This window comes from Streptomyces sp. NPDC020898, assembly GCF_044333925.1.
Lineage (GTDB): Bacteria > Actinomycetota > Actinomycetes > Streptomycetales > Streptomycetaceae > Streptomyces.
On the sequence record NZ_JBIRRV010000006.1, the window covers coordinates 198,694 to 217,364 of the forward strand.

Below are 18,671 nucleotides of genomic sequence, written 5' to 3' on the forward strand. Positions count from 1 at the left end.
CCGAGCGGTTGTTCGCGCGGTGGGCCGTGCGGAGGGTGCGGTGGTGCTCCAGCAGTCATGACCGGCCTTCCGGTGAGCCGGACGGGTTCTGGTCGAAGGCGGCGCGCACACCGTGGCCGCCCAGGAAGTCCAGCCGGCGCGCCGCCTCGTCGGCGGAGCCGGCCGCGCGGCAGAGACCCGCGGACAGCGCGCCGTCGAGGACGCGGGTCACCCCGTGGGCGAGCGGCAGCGAGACACAGCGGGCCATGGCGCTCTCCGCCTCGTCCCCCGTGACGTCCAGCAGCTGGGTCCCCTGCCAACGGACGGCGCCGTCGGCCTCCCGGACGGTCAGACCGACCGAGAGCACCACACGGTCCCGGTCGGCCGCTGTGGTCGGATACCGGGCCGCCAACTCCTTGGCCAGCGCCCTGATGTGAGTCTCGTCATCGGTCAGGACGGTGTCGAAGACCTCGGCCCAGGCGGCCCGCCAGCCCGCGTTGCGCAGCGTTCCCCGGACGAACGTCTCCAGCCGCCAGCCGGCCGGGACGCCGTACTGGGCGACGAACGGCAGGCTGTCCCGGTTGGGGTAGACCTCGAACGCCTCCCCGGCGAGAACCAGCGGGCGAGCCGCCCGCCACGGATGCCGGGCCGTGCGCGGCCGGCCCCCCTCGATGTACCGCGCCGGCGAGCCGAGTGCGGCCAGTACGCCGTACGGCGCCCAGCTGAACCGGTAGCGGAACTCGTTGGGCACCGCCGGGATGCCGCCGCAGTACGAGGTGAACGCGACCGACGCCGCGCTGTCGCCGACCTCCTGCCGGGCCCGCGCGACCAGCAGATGGGCCATCAGATGGTCGATCCCCGGGTCGAGACCCGCCTCGGTGAGGACGACGACGCCGGCCCCGGCCGCTGCTTCCGCCTGCTCCTCCAGTTCCCCGGTGGTGTAGCTGGTGCAGGCGAAGTGGGCCCGCCGGGCAACGGCCAGCCGCAGCAGAGCCGGATGCTCGGTCGCGGGCAGCATGGAGACGACCACGTCGCCGACGCGCACCTCGGCCTCCAGCGCGCCCCGGTCCAGGGCGCGGATCTCCGCCCGGCCGGCCAACCCCACGGCGGCGAGCCGGAGTTCGGCCCGCTCGGCGGTGCGGTCCCACACCACCAGCCGCTCGGCGCGGTCGACCAGCACACCGAGTCCGCTGCGGCCGGTGGACAGCCCGGTGCCGATCCAGTGGACGGTGCCGCTCGCGGGGACGGTTCGGTCAGCGGACATGGGCCGCCTCCTCGGCATGGGCCCGCGCCGCGCGCGGACCGGCCGCCCCGGCGAAGGCACGCAGACAGCGCACCCAGGCTCCGGCGCCATCCCCCAGGCGCAGCAACTGCGGCCACAGCTCGGCCGAGAAGGCCCGGCTCGACTCGACCGGCAGCAGGGCGGGGAGATTGTCCACGGCGATGACATCCACCGGTCGGTCACCGCCCCGCAGCCGCCGGACGGGTCGATCCCAGTCGGTGACGGCGTCGCAGACCGGCAGCACGTTGCACTCCGAGTCCACGTCGCAGGTCACGTCCGCGACGACGGAGAGGCGGCGCCCCGGGGCGTCCAGGTCGGCGTGGGTGAGGAACGGGGGCACCGGCCGGGTCACCAGCACGGTGTTGACGAGGATGTCGTGGCCCCGGAGGGCGGCCCGGTCCAGCACCCGGGTCTGAGCCAGATCCCAGCGGACCGGGCTGATCCCGGCGGCCTCCAGCGCGTCGCACGCTCCTCGGCCGCTGCGGCCCAGCGCCCCGATCACCAGCGCGTCGCCGCCTGCGCCGGCCCGGAGCAGAGCGTCCCAGCCCGGCCGGTCCAGCGGGCGCAGCGGTGTTTCGAGCATCCCGCGCCGGTGCAGTACGGCGAGCGCCGCGCCCAGGTAGCCGGCCCAGTAGCCGAACGCGGCCAGCCGGCGGCCGCCGGTGTCCACCAGGTACTCCAGGTCCAGCAGCGCGCCGCCGCCCGCCGCGAACCGGCCCAGCAGTTCCCCGGCGCCCGACTGGCCCTTGTAGGCGTGGCCGAAGGAGATGTGCCGGTGGCGCAGTGCACGCGGTTCGGCGGGCAACTCCTTCAGCCCCAGGACGTAGTGGTCCCCGGGTGCCTCCGCCCAGCTGCCCGCCGGTGCGGTGGCACAGCCCGCGCGGACGTACCCGTCGAGCGGGAAGGCCCGCTGGGGGGACTCCTCGACGGTGATGCCGACGCCCTGGCGCACCAGGCGCGCGGCGTCCTCGGGCACGAGCGGTGCCCGGCGTTCGGTGGTCCGGCTCTCGTGCCGCAGCCACAGGCGGGGCGGGGCCGGCATCAGCGGAGCTCCTCTGCACTGGGCCGTTCCCCGGTGGGGCGACCGGCACGGGCGGCACGTCGTACGTCCAGGGAGTCGGCGATGGCGAGCCGCAGCACATCGGTGCTGCCCTCGTAGATGCGCAGGGAGCGGATCTGCCGGTAGAGGCGTTCCGTGACACCGCCGCGGACCACCCCGGCCGCGCCGGACAGCTGGACCGACGCGTCGACGACGGCCTGAGCGGCCTCCGTCGCGTACACCTTGGCGATGTTGGAGTGCCGGGCGTAGCCGCGGCTGCCCCGGTCGCACTCCCAGGCGGCCCGCGCCGTCAGCAGCGCGGCGGCGTTGAGCTGGACCTCCATGTCGGCCAGCGAGGCCTTCACCAGCTGGAGGTCGAACAGCGTGCCGCCGTAGGCATCCCGGTTCCTGGTGTGTGCCAGCGCGGTGTCGGCGGCCCGGCGGGCGAAACCCAGGGCGGCGGCGCCGACCGTCATCCGGAACCGTTCGAGCAGGTCGACGGCGACGACGAAGCCCTTGCCCGGCCGGCCGAGGACGGCCCCGGCGGGCACCCGGCAGTCCTCGAAGACCAGATGCCCGAAGGAGCGGGGCGCGACGGCGTCGATCCGCTCCACCCGTACCCCGGGCGTGTCGGCGGGGACGAGGAAGGCCGTCAGCCCGAGTGGGCCCGGCCCTTCCCCGGTGCGGGCGATCACGACGTACAGATCGGCGATGGTGGCGTGCGCGATCCACGCCTTGCCGCCGTTGAGGACGTAGCCGCCGTCCCCGGTCCTGCGGGCGTCGAGCCCGATCGCCGCGACCTCGGAGCCCGCCGCCTTCTCGGAGACCGCGAAGGCGCCGACGACCAGGCCCTTGGCCATGCCCGGCAGATAGCGCCGCTGCTGCTCCTCGTCGCCGAACCGGATGATCGGGGTGGCCGACAGGGACTGGATGGAGTAGGCGAAGTCCGCCAGGTCCTCGGTGTAGGCCAGCGCCTCCCGGGCCAGGCACAGGGCGCGGAAGTCGGTGGGCAGATCGTGCGGGCCGGCGGCCGGGTCGAGCCCGGTGAGCCAGCCGTCCTCGCCGAGCAGTTCGACCAGGCGGCGCCCGGCCTCGTCCGGGGGCATCCGGCGGACGGTGTCCCAGAGTTCGCCGTAGCTGTCGCACCAGACGCCGATCTGGTGCGCGAACCGGCGGTGTCCGTCGTCGTAGAAGGGGAGATGAAGTATTTCGGGGTCGAAGCTCGTGCTCGTGTCCACTGGGGTGACTCCGTGCGGATTCCGGGCGGATGAGGACGGGGGAGAGGAGCGGCTCTGCTGTCGTGCCGTCATGGGGCCAGCACCGCCCGGGCGATGGCGTCCGCGTCCTCCAGGATCACCGAGCCGACTCCGGGCCGGATGCCGGCGGCGGTGGCCCAGTGCACGGACTCGGTGGGCACGCCGTAGGCGAAGCGACGCGGGTGGGGCACACCCGAGGCGTTCACCACGCGGTACGGCCGCGCGGTGACGTCCAGGCCGCCGCTCTCGTACGGGCCTTCGGGATCGGGGATGCGGTACGGCCGGCACTGTCCGGTGGCGAGCAGCTGACGCAGCAGCGGGTTGGTGCTGCGGCGCAGGTCCGGCTCCGGGATGCGCGCCTCGATCAGCGTGCCGGTGCGGACCTCCGGCCCGGCGATCGCGGCGGAGCCGATGAGGAAGCCCTTGCCGCCGGGGGCCGGACGGACCCGGGTGCGCGGGCCCATGACCTGGAGCAGGCCGCACTCGATGAGCGCGGTCATCTCCTCGATGCGGGACCGCGGCGGGCCGATGGACAGATACGCGTTGAGCGGGGTGAACCAGCCCACCACCTCGTCGCGGTAGGACGTCCCGGTGATCCCGGCGTGGTCGACGGCCAGGCGGACCTCGTTGCGCAGGTCGCGCAGGACGTCCAGGGCCGCCTTGACGGGGTCGTCCACGTTGCCGCCGCCGGCCTGGCGGGCGTCCTCGCGCAGATAACCGAGCAGCCACCGGTTGAAGTCCGCGCGGTCGGTGAACTCCCTTTGCCCCCAAGGGCGTTCGATGCGCTCCCAGCTCCACTCGTCCCGCTCGGTCAGACCGAACCGGCGCAGTACCGCGGTACGGCCGGGCCCGGGGGCGGCGGCCAGATACTCGGCGCGGAAACGGCCGGCGGTGCGGTGGTCGGTGCGCTGCGCGACGAGCGCGTGGTGGTGGACCGCGCGCACCTCCGCGTCCAGCAGCGGCCACACGTCGCGCCGGAAGGTGGCGCCCGGGGTGGCCCGTATGCGGCGGACCGCGTCCAGGGTCAGGAACAGGGGCTCGTGCCGGCCGGAGGGTCCCTTCTGGTTCTCGCCGCGTGCCTGGTAGGGCACCCCGCGACGGGACCCCGTGTACAGCACGGGTTCGTGGCCGGAGGGGAGGTACAGCAGGCCTCCGGGGGCGGCGAGGAACTTGCCGCCGCGCCCCTCGGTCAGCAGGGACAGGACGTCGAAGAACGCCAGCCCGAGCCCTCGGACGGCGACGGCCTCACCCGGTTTGATGTCGTCGAGGTCGACGTCGGCCGGGTTGCCGGGGGAGACGTAGCGCAGTCCGTTGCGCGCGGCGTACGCCGTGAACTCCTGTTCCTCGGCGGTGGGTTCGTTGGGTCCGTGCCCGAGCGACAGCACCACGGCGTCCAGGCCCGCCAGCCGGGTGCCGTCGTCGAGGGTGAGGGTCTGGCCGGTCGCGTCGTCGTCCAGCGCCACCGCCATGGCGTGGTGGACGACGACGCGGATGCTGTCGGGGGCGTTCGCGACGATGTGCTGGAACACCCATTCCAGATAGCGGCCGTACTGGGCGCGGGACGGGTAGTCGTCGGGCCCGAGGTCCTCCGGTCCGGCCTGCCCGAGCCATTCGTAGAGGCTGGGACCCGGCCGGACCGGGCCCGAGCAGGTGACGCTGTCGTCGGTGAACTGGCTGACCTGGGAGGTCACCGTGTTCATGAGCAGATGGTGGGACTGCCTGGTGCGCCACGTGCGCCCGGGCCCCGGAGGGTACGGGTCGACCACGTGGACCAGTAGCCGGCGCCCGTCGGTGTGATTGGCGCATAACCGTTCGAGGACGGCGAGGCCTCGCGGACCAGCTCCCACGACGCACATCGCCCTGGTCGGCTGTGGCAAGGTCACATCTCCTTCTTCCGGTCCGCCCGCACGAGACGAACGCCAGGACATGGTCGGGACCGTTACTTCCCCGTGGCGCGGCGGTTCGCCTCCTGGGCGAATTCACCGAAGGTCATGGCCGTCAGCTTCTCCATCTCCTCGTCGGAGAATTCCACCCCGAAGCTGTCCAGCTGCATGACGAGTTCGGCAAGGGAAAGCGACTCCAATTCGAGTCCGCCGTCTCCGAGCGGCGTCTCGTCGGTTACCGCGTCCACTTCGAAGTTCATGTTGCGAAGTGTGTCGACCATGACTTCTCGCAGGTCAGATGACATCTGACTAACCTCCTGTGGGGTGTTTCGGGGCGCGCGAGGGCGCTTTGGCATTTCGCCTGGAACGAGCGGGGAGGGGGAGTGCGGAGTATTCCGCCAGTCGGCCGGAACGGCCGGAGAATGTGCATCTATAGCACATCATATTCCGGAGCGACTGCCAAGAGGTGTGCGATTGTTTTCCGTAATTCCGGACCGTTCGACTAGAAACCGGTCCCGGGCTGGAATTCGACTTCGATGTCGGTGAGCGGATAGGCGACGCAGGAATGCGCGTAGCCGAACTTCGGGTCGGACATACGCAGCCTGGCCTCCTCGGCGTGGAAGACCTCGCCGGAGCAGATCTTGACGCGGCAGTCACCGCACTCGCCGGAGCGGCACGACGCCTCGGGCGGCATCCCGTTGTCCTCCAGCGCGTAGATCAGCTCCCGGCCGCGCGGCATCCGGAAGCTCTTGCGGCCCCGGACGCTGACGGTGACCTCTTCCTCGGTGTCGAGACCGGCCGGCCACCGCGGATCGTCCGGCGGCGCCACGGCGATGTAGTTGGCCTCCTTGCGGATACGTCGTCCGGGGTGCCCCAGCGACTCCAACTCATCGATGAGATACGGGTACTTGTACGCCGGTCCGCACATGTACGTCATCCGCCCGGCCAGCGGGCCGGCCAGCTTGTCGATCAGCCTGGCGTCGAGCGGCTTGACCGCGCCCGTCCAGTCGGGTTCGGCCTCGGCGAGGACATGGTGCACGACGATGTTCGGGTGCCGCCGGGCGACGGCGTCGAGTTCGTCGCGGAAGATGATGTCGTCCGAGCGCCGGGAGCCGTAGAGCAGGGTCATCCGGCGGGGCAGCCCCAGGTCGACGATCTCGCGGATCAGGCTCATCGCCGGCGCGACCCCGGAGCCGCCGGCGAGGAAGACGATGTCGTCGCCGTGGAACAGCGGGTCGTGGCAGAACGTGCCCATCGGCCCCCCGCTGGTGAACCGGTCGCCCACGACGACATCGTCCATCAGGTAGTTGCTGACCAGTCCGCCCGGCAGGCGGCGCACGGTGAGGTCGTAGTACTCGCGCTTCGTGGGGCTGGACGAGATGGAGAAGGCCCGGTTCGTCACGACGTCGCCGACCCGCACATCGAGACTGATGTACTGCCCGGCACGGAACGGCGCCAGCCGCTCGCCGTCCGGGTGGCGCAGCCGGAACGTCTTGGTCGTGACGGTCTCCTCGATCACCTCCGCGACCGCCAGCTCGATCTTCCTCGGGTGGTACGGCTCGACCTCCGCCCGCGCGTCGGCGGGGTGCTCTCCCTGGGTCTCGGCGTGCCGCTTGAGCCGCTCGACGACGTCGTCCGCCCCTTCGAGCAGACGGGCCAACGGATTGACCGACGGCATGTATGGCGTGTCTGTCATGTCCCACTCCGCTTTGTCAGGGGTCAGGGGTCAGGGGTCAGGGAGGTCATTGGCCCGCTGCCAGCACTCGCTGGCACCGCCGGGCGGCGGTCACCAGGGTCGAGTTGTAGCCGCCGGCCGTCGTCCAGTTGCTGGTGAGGAGCAGGCCCGGCACGTTCTGCTTGAGGTCGTCGTCGTGGAACAGCCAGCTGTCGGTGATGTCCTGGTCGAAGCCGTAGATGGCTCCGCCGGGCTGGTTGGTGTAGCGCTTGAAGGTCAGCGGGGTGGCGAGCTCGGCCTCCTCGATCACGTCCCGGATGCCCGGCACGAGGGACTCCACCAGGTCGAGTTGGGACTCCGCGTAGGCCGCCTTCGCCCGGGCGTAGTCCTGGGGAGCGAGCGACTCCCACGGCTCGGAGTACTGGATCGACGACAGCACCACCTGGGCGCCGCCGCTCGGCGCGAAGCCGGTCGACTGGACGTCGTAGCAGGTCGCGATCATGAAGGGGCAGGGCTCGTCCAGCGAGTACGCCCCCCGGACCACGGCCTCGTCGTCGAGGCCGGCCGAGAGGAACGTCGTCGCCGTGCTGAAGCCGAGCTCCTCCGCCGTCGCGTCCACGCCGAGGAAGAGACAGGTGGCCGACGAGCCGAGGCGCCGGGAGCGCAGATCGGCCAGCGTGTCGGCCGGGACGACCGACGGGTCGTCGAGCAGCCGCGTGTAGGTGGTCGTCGACGGGGCGTTGGAGACCACGAGCTCGCAGGAGAAGCTCTCGCCGTCCTCCAGCCGGACCCCGACCGCCTTGCCGTCCCGGGTGAGGATCTTCCCGACGTTCGTGTTGAGCCGGATCGTGCCGCCGGCCTCCTCGAAGGACTCCACGAGCGCCGAGGAGAGGGCCTGGCTGCCGCCGACGACCTGGTACGGCTTGGTCTCGACGTACAGCGCCAGCAGCCGCGCCATGTCCACGAACGCGATCCGGTGCGGCAGTTGGCCGTTGTAGCTCCAGTAGGACGAGAGCACGACCTTCAGGCGTTCGTCGGTGAAGAACTCGTCCAGCACCTCGCGGAACGTCCGCAGGGCGTAGCGCCGTACGTCGGGCAGGCCGGTCAGCCACTCCAGCTGTTCCTTCATCCGGTGCAGATTGACCCGGGCGGTCAGCTGCCACAGCCCGGTCTCCCGGACGATCTCCAGGAACCGGACGATCCGGTCGCGGTTGCCGGGGCAGAGGCCGTCGAGGACGTCCGTCATCTGCTCCCAGTCGTGGGGCAGCTTCACATCGACCTTGCCGGGTACGACCGTCCGGCACAGGTCGCGGTCCTCCAACCACTCCACTCTTCGCGTCACGTCCAGCTCGTCCAGCACCGCCTTCAGCGGTTCGTGGCCGCCCATGCCGCCGAGCTGGTGCAGCGACACCTCGAACTCGAACCGGCCCCGGACGAACGAGGTGGCGGCACCACCCGGGATGCTGTGGCGCTCCAGCAGGAGCGTGCGCATGCCCCCGCGTTGCAGCGTGGTCGCGGCGGACAGCCCGCCGAGGCCCGCACCGATGACGATCACGTCGTAGTCGACGCTCATGGTCCATTCCTTCCTGAGGTGACCGGGCGGGCGGAACAGGCCGCCCACCCGGCCGGGTCGTGAGCGGCGTCAGCTTCCGACGGCCAGCGTCCTGGCCTGCTCGCGCAGGATCCGCTTGAGGACCTTGCCGGTGATGCCCACCGGGATCGCCTCCTCGGCGACGACCACGGCGCCCGCCACCTCGGGCAGCCCGTGCTTGGTCAGCGCCGCGTTCACCCAGGCGGTGGGGTCCTCGGGCGGGAGCGCCCCCTCGACGAGGTTCAGCAGCATGTACGTCTTCGCGACGCCCTCGTCCTCCCAGCCGAACTGCACGCCCTCGTCGGCGAGTCCGACCACCGTGCAGTCCCGGATCTCGGCGTACTCGCTCAGCAGCAGCTCCTCCGTGTACGCGCTGTACACGAAGCCCTCGTTGGTGCGGATGGCGTCCGTGGTCCGGTCCAGGTGGTAGAAGTTGTTGCCCCCGTCGCGGTACACCAGGTCACCGGTGAGGAAATAGCCGCCGAGCCACTGCTGGTGCCAGCGGACGTTGTCGTTCCAGAACCCCGGTGTGAGCGACCTGGAGCGCACCCCGAGCCGGCCGACCTTGCCGGGCGGCAGGACGTCGCCGTCCTCCGACACCACCGCCGCCTGCGCGAACCGCATCGGGCGGCCGATGCAGCGGCCCATGGCGGGAGCGCCGGCCCGGTGGACGTAGTCGAAGAGCACATAGCCCATCTCGGTCGAGCCGAAGATGTCGAGGAAGATGGCGCCGGGAGCCATCTTCGGCTTGAGGTCGCGGCCCGTCACCGGGTGCTGGCCCTTCTCCAGCAGACGCCTGATGTGCACCACGTGCGCGGCGTCCCCGGAGGCGTAGAACCCCTCGACACAGGAGAGGTCACGGTCCGTCAGGTTCTCGCCCGCCATCTCCATGAAAGTGTGCGTGAAGCCGAACACGATGGTCGGGCGGAACTTCTCGATGCCGTCCAGGACCGCCTTGCCGCTGGGATCGGTGAAGTGCACCACCGGCGCGCCGAGGAGCAGGCCCAGCAGGGTGTTCGACATCGCCGAGACATGGTGGCCCGGCAGCGCCAGCAGACGCTTGCGGGTGCTGCAGTCCAGACCGTCCGACAGCCGGCTGAGCGCCCCGTGGAACAGGGTCTCGTGGGTGTGGAACGCCGACTTGGGGATGCCCGTGGTGCCTGAGGAGTGGGAGATCAGGATGGGGTCGTTCGGGGCGTGGCGGAACGGGTAGTTGGCCGGCCGGTGCTCCCGGTCGTCCGGGGTGATCTGGGACTGGAGCGCGACGAACCTCGGCGGGATGTCGTCGTCGAGGTGCCTCAACAGCTCCTTGTGCCACGGCTGCTGGGTCATCACGCCGGCTACCTGCTGCCGGCGGATGTACTCGCGGCGCACGTCGACGGGCATGTTGGCGTTCACCAGGGAAGCGATCGCCCCGATGCTGCTGAGGGCCATCAGGTTCAGCGCGAAGTCCGTGATCGACGTGGTCACGATGGCGACCGCGTCCTTGGCCCGCACCCCGGCCCGGCGGTAGAAGCCGGCGTAGGTCGCGACGACCTCCTCCAGCTCACGCAGGGTCAGTACCTCGGGGTGGTCGCCGGAGGGCGCGCGCCAGGTGCCGTCCAGCCACAGCACCTGGTCTTCGGGGGAGCGTCCGTACAGGGGCAGCCGGTGCAGCACGTTGCCCGCACCGAGCGCCCCGTCGTCGAGAATCCTTCGGCGGAGTTCCTCGCTGATCATCATGTGGCGGTCTCCAGTTCTTCCGAGGGTGTGATGGGTTCGGCCGACACGCCCGCGCGGTGCACGGCACGGTCGACAAGAGGTTCGGCGGCGCCGAGGTAACGCTCCGGGTCGAGCAGTTCGTCGAGCCGGTCGAAGGCCGCGGACGGCCCGTCGCCGAGCCCGGCTTCCTTGAGGGCGTGCCGCAGCGCCTCGGCGGCGGGCATCCCCGCCTCGGTGTCCCGCACCGCGCGGGTCACGGCCTCCTTGGCGCGCTGGCGGCCCAGTTCCGGGCCGAGCGCCACGGCCAGCCGCTCGGCCACCAGGCTGCTTCCGGTGAGGAGCAGGTTGACCCGGACGCGGGCGGCCGAGACGACCAGGCCCTCCGCGAGTTCGGCGGCCGTGTGGGCCGCTCCCGAGGCGAGGCGCAGGCACTCCCGCAGCGGCTGCCACTCGGCGTGCCAGGCCCCGGCGGAGCGCTCGTCCTCGGCGACCATCGACTGCTCCAGCACGAGCGCGTACACCGGGAGTTGCCGTGCCGCCGTCGCGACCAGGGTGCTCAGCACGGGGTTCCGCTTCTGCGGCATCGCGGACGACTGGCCCCGGCCCACCGCGGCGGGCTCCGACACCTCGGCGATCTCGGTCCGGGACAGCACCAGGACGTCCGCGGCGAACTTGCCGAGGGCCCCGCCCACGAAACTCAGCACGGCGGCCAGGTCGGCGATCGGGGTCCGGACGGCGTGCCAGGGAAGCGTGGGCTGGGCGAGCCCCAGCCCGGCCGCGACGAGCGCCGCGAGCAGCATCTCGGGGTGGTCCCCCGAGACACCGGCGGTGCTCAACTGGTCGTGGTAGGCCGAGAGGGTGCCCGCGGCGCCGCCCATCGACAGGGGCAGCCCCCGCTCCAGCAGCGCGTCCACCCGGTCGTGGGCGTCGCAGACCAGGGTGAGCCAGGTGGCCGCCCTGACCCCGAACGTGGTGGGCACCGCGTGCTGGGTGAGGGTGCGGGCGACGGCCGGGGTGGAGCGGTGGTCGCGGGCGAGAGCGGTGAGGGCGGCGCGGATCCGGACCAGGTCGTCGCGCACCAGCGTGAGCGCCCGGGTGGCGATCAACATGGTCGCGGAGTCCAGGACGTCCTGGCTGGTGGACCCGGCGTGCACGTATCCCGCCGCTTCCGGGTCCGTCTGCGCCACCAGCTCGGTCAGCCGCTTGACGAAGGGGACGACGGGGTTGGCGGCCTCCCTGCTCTGGCGCGCCAGCTCCACGGGGTCGAGCCCGCCCCCGCCCCCCGCCGTACGGATCGCCGCCGCCGTACCGGGCGGCACCGCACCGAGCTTCGCCTGGGCGGTGGCGAGGGCCGCCTCGAACTCGACCATCGCCGCCAGCCAGGCCTCGTCCGAGGCGACCGCCTCGACCGGGGTGCCGGCCCAGACGGGCGACAGCAGTCCCGAGTCGGTTCCGGCCGCCCGTGGGCTTTCCTGAGAGAACATCCCAACTCCTTGACCACAGGCGGCACTCGGGCCACCGAAAGAGTGCGTACGACACGATCCGGACACCGGGCTCACGATGCGGTCCCCGTCCCCGGCACCGGCCGCAGGGCATTGCCGGGGGACGGCAGGGCGGCCACCACGGCCGTCATCACCTGGGCGGACGACCGGTCAGCGCGACACGTTCCGGGTGTCGGGCTCATGGTGCGGCCCTCGTTCCGCGGCATCGACCGCAGGGCAGCGCCGGGGGTCGGCGGGGCGTCCGGCGGCCGCTGGTTGTGGAGCCGTACCGGGGCCGTCATTCCCCGGGCCGACGACCGGGCTGTACGACACGTTCCGGGTGTCGGGCTCATGGTGCGGCCCTCGTTCCGCGGCATCGACCGCAGGGCAGCGCCGGGGGTCGGCGGGGCGTCCGGCGGCCGCTGGTTGTGGAGCCGTACCGGGGCCGTCATTCCCCGGGCCGACGACCGGGCTGTACGACACGTTCCGGGTGCCGGGCTCATGGTGTGGCCCTCGTCCCGCGGCATCGACCGCAGGGCAGCGCCGGGGGTCGGCGGGGCGCCCGGCGGCCGCTGGTTGTGGAGCCGTACCGGGGCCGTCATTCCCCGGGCCGACGACCGGGCTGTACGACACGTTCCGGGTGCCGGGCTCACGATGCGGCCCCCGTCCCCGGCACCGGCCGCAGGGCATCGGCGGAGGGCTGCTGGGTGTCCTGCGGCCGCTGGTTGTGGAGCCGTACCGGGGCGGTCGTGCCCCGGGTCACGACGGCTGTCATCACCCGGGCCGACGACCGGGGGAGCGTGAACCGTTCGGTGCGGCCGGACCATGGCGCCGTGCCGGCGTCGCGGATGCCGGCCAGGGCGCAGCGGCGGGCGCCGGGGGGCCGGTACAGCTGGACCTGGCGTGCGCCCCGGGCGAGGCCCCGGCCGGTTGCCTTGACCGCCGCCTCGAGCAGGGTCCAGGCCGAGAAGAACGTCTCCGGCTCGCGGAGGTCGCCCAGTGCGAAGGCGCTCGGGTAGAACGTCCGCAGCACCTTCGCCGGCGACTCGACGGGCCGGATCAGCTCCACGTCGACCCCGATCGGGGCGCCCCGGCACACCCCGACCAGCAGCACCCCGGCCGACGTGGACCAGCTGACGTACCAGTCCGGATGCTCCGGCAGGACGGGCCCGCCGCCCGGTGCCGACGAGATGCGCACGTCCGCCGGGGACTCGCCGAGCACCTGGGCGAGCACCCCGCGGACGGCGGCACGCACCCGCACATAGGTGACGGCCGAGGCGGGGCGGGCGAACCGGTCGGCCCGCCGCGACTCCTCCGTGGAGAGGACGGCGCGGCAGCCCTCGTCGTCCCAGGGACGCTCCGCCCCGTCGTCCAGCGCGATCAGCCAGCCCTCCGCCCCGGTCCTCATCAGCCCTCCGCCCCGCTCAACGACTCGGTCGCGAAGACCTGGGGCGCCTCGCACGGCCGGGAGCCCAGCAACTGCACCTCACCGAGCGCCGGGCGCATCGCCACCACGGCGACCGTGCGCTCCCGGCGGATGTCACCGTTGTCCGGCACGAAGATCGGCGGTGTCGACAACAGACCGAGATGGTCACCGGGCGAGGCGTCCTGGGGCAGGGCCTTCAGCCGGACGGCACACGCGTCCAGCCGGCGCAGCGAGGAGTTCTTGGCGAACACGTTCAGCTCGTCGAAGGGGACGAACTCCGGCCGCAGGAAGTGGTTCGTGTGGACCAGCACCGTGTCCTGGACCACATGCATCCGCCCGTCCATGAACTCGACGTAGGCGCATCCCCGGCGGTCGCACAGCATCAGCGACCGGGAACTCGCCAGCCGCAGCCCCTCCAGGACACCCAGCGCCTCGTCCACCGACCCGGCGCTGTCCAGGACGTGACGGACCGCGAGATACGGCGGCACCCCCGGCCCCCATCTGCCGCCCAGCACGAGGTTGATGCCGACGGCGAGGCCGTCGCTGTTCATCCCCAGGTAGCCGAGCAGGCCCCCGAAGCTCAGCATCAGCACCTCGCGCCGGGAGCCGGCCCGGCGGATCGAGAGGAAGCAGCTCTGGTCGTCGAGGTTGCCGCTGAGGTCCACCGTCTGCGCGAGCGTGGTGTGCGGACCGCTGCCCACCCTCGCGTACGTCGTGCAGTCGCCCTCCGGACGGCGGGTGCTGCGGTATCCGAGGATCTCCCGCCGCAACTGGAGCAGCAGGGCCTCCGCGTGGCTGATGCCCGCCCCGGCGGCGAGACCGCGGATCTCCTCGGCAAGTGCGGGCGTACCGGCCTCGATCTCCGAGCGGTACGCCGCGATCGTCGGTTCCAGCGAGGCCAGCGACACCGGGGTGTCCAGGAGGTGGTTCAGGCGGGCCAGGCCGTCGTCGAGGAAGGCGCGCAGCGCCACGGCGCGGGCGGCGCCGTGCTGACGCCCCAACTCATAGGGATCACCGGTCAGTTGGAGGGAGGGAACCGGCGCGCCGGCGGTCATCGTTTCCTCGCCGTGGCTCCGGCGCATATGTTCATCCGTTCGCTCTTCCTTGATGTCACGAGATCTTCCGGAGCAGGACGCCGTGCCGGGCGCCGGGCACACTGGAGGCCAGCAGACAGAGCTCATCGATCTCCCCCTCTCCCGACGCGACGAGGTCGACGAGGTTGATCAGGGGGTCCGCGGCGAAGCAGTGGCCGAACCGCTCGATGTTGCCGGTGCGCAACTGCGCGGCGGTGAAGCCCGCCTGACGTTCCTTCATGGTCACCAGCGGCCGCACCAGGTTGGCCGGGAGGACCGCCGCGATCTTCTCCCGGGGGATCCCCGTGACCCGTTCCAGCTCCTCGTTGACCGCGACGGCGAGCCGGGAGTCGATCTGGTCGCGCACCCCGAGTACGGCGTTGTCCTGCGCCGAGGCCGAGGCGACCAACGCGAAGGCGTCCGGCCCCGGTTCGGCGGCGCCCACCAGACAGCTCGCCGCGCCGTCGCTGAACAACGCGAACTTCTCCAGCCGGACGGCCTCGTCCACGATCCGGTCCGCCGTGACCACGAGGACCAGCCGGTGACTGCCGGACCGCACCAGGGAATGGGCCAGATGCAGGGCCGCGAGCAGGTTGTTGCACCGGTTCAGCGTCATCCCGCAGGCGAACGCCACCGAGGCCAGCCCCAGTCCGTCCAGCACGGTCCCGAGGAACCCGGCGTGGTCGTCGACCGAACGCGGGAACGACGTGGTACACACGATCAGCCCGTCGACCGACTCCCGGGCCGCGCCGGACGCGTCGAGGGTGGCGTTCCCACTGGCGACGGCCAGCTCGACCGGTGTGCGGGCGGTGCGGAAGAAGCTGCCCCAGCCCCACGTCCGGGGCGCCACGGGCATGGCGTACCGCGCCGCACGTGCTGGAAGGTCCTCGATGGCGGTGTACGGTTCCTCGATCTCGCCCAGGACGTACCGGGGCGAGCTGAGGAAGACCGGGGAAGGGTTCATCCGTCCTGTTGTCCGTTCGGATCGAGAGCGAGTCGTACGACCGCGCGGGCCTCGCTGAGCACCTTGGTTCCGCCGCTGGTCACCACGAGATCGACACGGACACGGGTGTCGTCGAGCCGCTCGGCGACCCGGCCGCGGACCTCGATCGAGGTGCCCTGTCCGTCGTCCGGCACCACGACCGGCCGGCTGAAGCGGGTGCGGTACTCGACGATCGCGCCCGGGTCGCGCACCCAGTCGGTCACCGTGCGGGCGGCCACCGCCATCGTGAGCATCCCGTGGGCGATCACATCGGGCAGCCCGGCCTCGCGCGCCACCCGCGGGTTCCAGTGGACCGGGTTGAAGTCCTCGGAGGCGCCCGCGTACCGCACCAGGTCGCCCCGGGTGACCGTCACCGTCCTGACGGGCAGCTCGGTCCCGACGCTCACGTCACCGGCCCTGAACGTCATCACGCCCACCGCCCTCCACCGCGCTCAGCGAGACGAAGGTCATGTGCGTGGTGACGACGTGTTCGCCGCCGGTGTCCGTGAGATCGGCGCGCAGGGTGAGCACGTCCTTGCCGCGCAGCGTCTTCGCCCCGGTGATCTCCAGGGTGGTCACCAGCCGGTTGCCCACCCGGACCGGCCGGGTGTACTCGAACCGCTGGTCGCCGTGGATGAGATAGGTCGGGTCGAAGCCGATGTCCTCGTAGTCGAACACCTCGTGCATCGCGCGGGCGACCACGACGAACGGGAAGGTCGGCGGCGCGAGGGCGGCGGGATGGCCCAGGGACCGCGCCGCCTCCGGGTCCGTGAACACGGCGGCGGGATCGCCCACCGCCTCGGCGAAGCGGCGGATCGTCTCCGGCTCGACGGGATAGGGCTGCGAGGGCGGGTACGTCTTTCCGACGCAGCTCGGGTTCAGGGCCATGTCGCTCCATCAAGGGGCAGTCGGGAAGGGTGCCGTTGGACGTCGGCCGGGCCTAGGGGGCTTCTGATGGATCTCCGCGGCGTCGCGGCGCCCGGCACGCACTCCCCCACTCTCGGCTCCGCTCGAGCGGGGGGACCCCCATGCCGCGTTGCCGAAACGCCCACGTGGCTCCTCCCCCACTCTCGGCTTCGCTCGAGCGGGGGGACCCCCATCGAGGGCGCTCCGGCGCCTTGCGATCGCACGCACCAGACGCCGCTCCTTCCTCCACGGAGATCCATCAGAAGCCCCCTAGTCGTCCCAGTGGTCCAGGACCTTGCGGCGGATGTCGGCCGGATAGGCCTGGGCGAAGGAGCTGTGGTGCAGCCGGCCCTCGCCCCAGGCGGGCAGCAGCCCGTCGTGGACGACGCTCGGACCACGCATCGCCTTGCGCTCGTCCTCCGAGAAACAGGCCATGAACGGCAGCACCACACCGTCCCAGGCCATCCGCCGGTCCTTCGGGTGCAGCCGGGTCGCGAGCGCCCACAGCAGGTCGGCCTCGTCGGACGGATCGATGTCGTCGTCGAGCACGAAGGTGACGGGCATCATCGCGCTGGGCCCGCCGCTGTTGTGGATGACCTCGCCGATCCGCCGTACGAACTCCCCGGAGTCCACGCCGGGCAGGACCGACCGCCAGTTGTCCGGCACGGTCACCACCGTCCAGTGCATGGCTGCGAGGAACGGCATCCACGCGGTGGTCACCGGCAGACCCGCGGCCCGCAGGGCGTGCAGGACGTTCGCGGCGCGCCCGGTGCCGGTCACGGTGTGGTATTCGTCCGCCGGCCTGCCCTCCGGGACGATGGGCCAGATCGGGTCGTTCCGGTGGGTGATCGCCTCCACGGTGTACACCGGCTGCATCGAGGACTGGGTGGAGGCGTACCCGGCGTACTCGCCGAACGGGCCTTCGAGGCTGTCGCGGTCCACCGACATATGGCCCTCGATGACCACCTCCGCGTGGGCGGGCACCTCCAGGTCGACCGTCTCGCACCGGACCACGTCGACCGGCTCCCCGTGCAGGGCGCCGATGTAGCCGACCTCGTCCACACCCCTCGGCAGCGGGATGCCGCCCACGAAGGGGATGGCGGGAGCGCCGCCCTGCACCAGTGCGTACGGCATCGGCTCGCCCCGCTCGGCCCAGGCCTGCCAGACCAGGCCGAGGTGCTGCGGAGGCACCACGAGGCCCGTCATCCGCTTGCCGTCGAGCATCATGATGCGCGAGATGGACCAGTTGGTCCACGAGCCGTCGGGCATCCTCGTGACGATGACACCCCAGGTGTTGAGGTACCTGCCGCCGTCCTTCTCGTGGATGCGCGGGACGGCGAAGCGGTCCAGCGTCGCCTCGTCCCCGAGCAGGACGTTCTCCTTGCACGGCGCGCTCTCGCGCGGGACCGTCCGCGGCGGTACGGGTGCGGCGTCGCGGGTGCGCACCAGGTGATCGACGAGCGCCGCGGCGCCCGTCGTGGGTGGCAGCCCCACCGAGAGCGCGAGCCGGGCCAGCCGCATGTCGGACCGGGAGCTCACGCCCGCCGGCGCCCCGAGGATCCGCATCCCGATGCGGTCCTCCGTGACGTGGGTGAACAGCGGTGCGGGGGAGCGGATCTCGTAGGAGCGCCGGGTGATCGCCGCCGCCTCCAGGTCCGCGCTGACGGGCCGGCCGATCGTCTTCAGGTCACCGAGCGCGTCGAGCGCCTCGGTGTACTCACGCAGGTCGGTGAAGTGGCTCATGAGGACGGCCCTCCCGGGCGTTCACGGAGACGGAGCTGTGGTCGAGGCCGACGGCCGCCGGAGCCGGGTTCGTGTCCGGCAGCCCGTGCCACCGGCGTGCGCGGCCCGACGCGATGCCGAACTGGTCGAGGACCCGGGCGACGATGTGGTCGACCATGTCGTCGACGGTGGACGGCCGGTTGTAGAAGGTCAGCATCGGTGGCAGCACCACCACGCCCATCCGGGACAGGGCCAGCAGATTGTCGAGGTGGATGTCGCTGAGCGGGGTCTCCCGGGGTACGAGCACGAGCCTGCGCCGCTCCTTGAGCGTCACGTCCGCGACCCGGGCGACAAGGCCGTCGGCGTACCCGGTCCTGATCGCGGCCAGGGTCTTCATGCTGCACGGCATGACGATCATGCCGTCCACCGGGAAGGAGCCGGACGCGATCGCCGCCCCCTGGTCGTCGGGGGAGTAGGTGACGTCCGCGAGGTCACTCACCGCGCGCCCGGTGAGCTCGGTCTCGACCTTCAGCGTCGAGCGCGCCCACCTGCTCATCACGAGATGGGTCTCCACCTCTTCGTGGAGCCGCAGTTCCTGGAGCAACCGCACCCCCAGCACCGCGCCGGTGGCACCGGTGATGGCCACGACCAGTCGCATCGACGCCTCCTTCATCG

The 18,671-nt window shown here is 71.9% G+C and carries 16 protein-coding genes; all 16 read right to left on the reverse strand.

The genetic code is table 11. The features are described 5' to 3' along the window. Window positions 1-55: 55 nt before the first annotated feature. The 16 genes from ACH4TV_RS20795 to ACH4TV_RS20870 all read right to left on the reverse strand — a co-directional run bounded on the left by ACH4TV_RS20795 (window position 56) and on the right by ACH4TV_RS20870 (window position 18,654). The gene (locus ACH4TV_RS20795) at window positions 56-1,243 is read right to left on the reverse strand and encodes a saccharopine dehydrogenase family protein (RefSeq protein ID WP_398400083.1); all 1,188 of its coding nucleotides are present in this window, start codon (window positions 1,241-1,243) and stop codon (window positions 56-58) included. Next, window positions 1,233-2,303, reverse strand: a complete 1,071-nt coding sequence (locus ACH4TV_RS20800; protein ID WP_398400085.1) for a saccharopine dehydrogenase — start codon at window positions 2,301-2,303, stop codon at window positions 1,233-1,235. The genes ACH4TV_RS20795 and ACH4TV_RS20800 overlap by 11 nt, the downstream gene beginning before the upstream one ends. Next, complete coding sequence (locus tag ACH4TV_RS20805; RefSeq protein ID WP_398400087.1) at window positions 2,303-3,538, reverse strand: acyl-CoA dehydrogenase family protein; 1,236 nt, start codon at window positions 3,536-3,538, stop codon at window positions 2,303-2,305. Before ACH4TV_RS20805 ends, ACH4TV_RS20800 begins: the two co-directional genes overlap by 1 nt. Before the next feature lie 68 nt (window positions 3,539-3,606). After that, window positions 3,607-5,484, reverse strand: a complete 1,878-nt coding sequence (locus ACH4TV_RS20810) for an FAD/NAD(P)-binding protein (RefSeq protein ID WP_398400089.1) — start codon at window positions 5,482-5,484, stop codon at window positions 3,607-3,609. Between the two features lie 11 nt (window positions 5,485-5,495). Continuing rightward, a complete protein-coding gene (locus tag ACH4TV_RS20815) occupies window positions 5,496-5,699 on the reverse strand; it encodes an acyl carrier protein (protein ID WP_398400091.1) in 204 nt (67 codons plus the stop codon). 242 nt (window positions 5,700-5,941) lie between these two features. Then, window positions 5,942-7,135, reverse strand: coding sequence for an FAD-binding oxidoreductase (locus ACH4TV_RS20820; RefSeq protein WP_398400093.1), 1,194 nt, complete (start codon window positions 7,133-7,135; stop codon window positions 5,942-5,944). A 46-nt stretch (window positions 7,136-7,181) separates the two neighbouring features. Then, window positions 7,182-8,687 (reverse strand): phytoene desaturase family protein, encoded by a 1,506-nt coding sequence (locus tag ACH4TV_RS20825; protein ID WP_398400095.1) that lies wholly within the window; start codon window positions 8,685-8,687, stop codon window positions 7,182-7,184. Window positions 8,688-8,756: 69 nt separating this feature from the next. Then, the gene (locus ACH4TV_RS20830) at window positions 8,757-10,427 is read right to left on the reverse strand and encodes a class I adenylate-forming enzyme family protein (RefSeq protein WP_398400097.1); all 1,671 of its coding nucleotides are present in this window, start codon (window positions 10,425-10,427) and stop codon (window positions 8,757-8,759) included. Beyond that, window positions 10,424-11,890, reverse strand: a complete 1,467-nt coding sequence (locus tag ACH4TV_RS20835) for an adenylosuccinate lyase family protein (protein WP_398400099.1) — start codon at window positions 11,888-11,890, stop codon at window positions 10,424-10,426. Before ACH4TV_RS20835 ends, ACH4TV_RS20830 begins: the two co-directional genes overlap by 4 nt. Window positions 11,891-12,536: 646 nt before the next feature. Next, window positions 12,537-13,295, reverse strand: coding sequence for a 4'-phosphopantetheinyl transferase family protein (locus ACH4TV_RS20840; protein ID WP_398400101.1), 759 nt, complete (start codon window positions 13,293-13,295; stop codon window positions 12,537-12,539). Next, window positions 13,295-14,395 (reverse strand): C45 family autoproteolytic acyltransferase/hydolase, encoded by a 1,101-nt coding sequence (locus ACH4TV_RS20845; protein ID WP_398400103.1) that lies wholly within the window; start codon window positions 14,393-14,395, stop codon window positions 13,295-13,297. Before ACH4TV_RS20845 ends, ACH4TV_RS20840 begins: the two co-directional genes overlap by 1 nt. A gap of 28 nt (window positions 14,396-14,423) precedes the next feature. Next, entirely contained in the window at window positions 14,424-15,350 is a 927-nt protein-coding gene (locus ACH4TV_RS20850; RefSeq protein WP_398400105.1) for a 3-oxoacyl-ACP synthase, read from the reverse strand. Then, a complete protein-coding gene (locus tag ACH4TV_RS20855; protein ID WP_398400723.1) occupies window positions 15,347-15,796 on the reverse strand; it encodes a MaoC family dehydratase in 450 nt (149 codons plus the stop codon). Before ACH4TV_RS20855 ends, ACH4TV_RS20850 begins: the two co-directional genes overlap by 4 nt. After that, window positions 15,777-16,256, reverse strand: coding sequence for a MaoC family dehydratase N-terminal domain-containing protein (locus ACH4TV_RS20860; RefSeq protein WP_398400107.1), 480 nt, complete (start codon window positions 16,254-16,256; stop codon window positions 15,777-15,779). The genes ACH4TV_RS20855 and ACH4TV_RS20860 overlap by 20 nt, the downstream gene beginning before the upstream one ends. 288 nt (window positions 16,257-16,544) lie before the next feature. After that, window positions 16,545-18,017 (reverse strand): UbiD family decarboxylase, encoded by a 1,473-nt coding sequence (locus ACH4TV_RS20865; protein WP_398400109.1) that lies wholly within the window; start codon window positions 18,015-18,017, stop codon window positions 16,545-16,547. Further along, a complete protein-coding gene (locus ACH4TV_RS20870; RefSeq protein WP_398400111.1) occupies window positions 17,992-18,654 on the reverse strand; it encodes a UbiX family flavin prenyltransferase in 663 nt (220 codons plus the stop codon). The genes ACH4TV_RS20865 and ACH4TV_RS20870 overlap by 26 nt, the downstream gene beginning before the upstream one ends. Window positions 18,655-18,671: the final 17 nt, after the last annotated feature.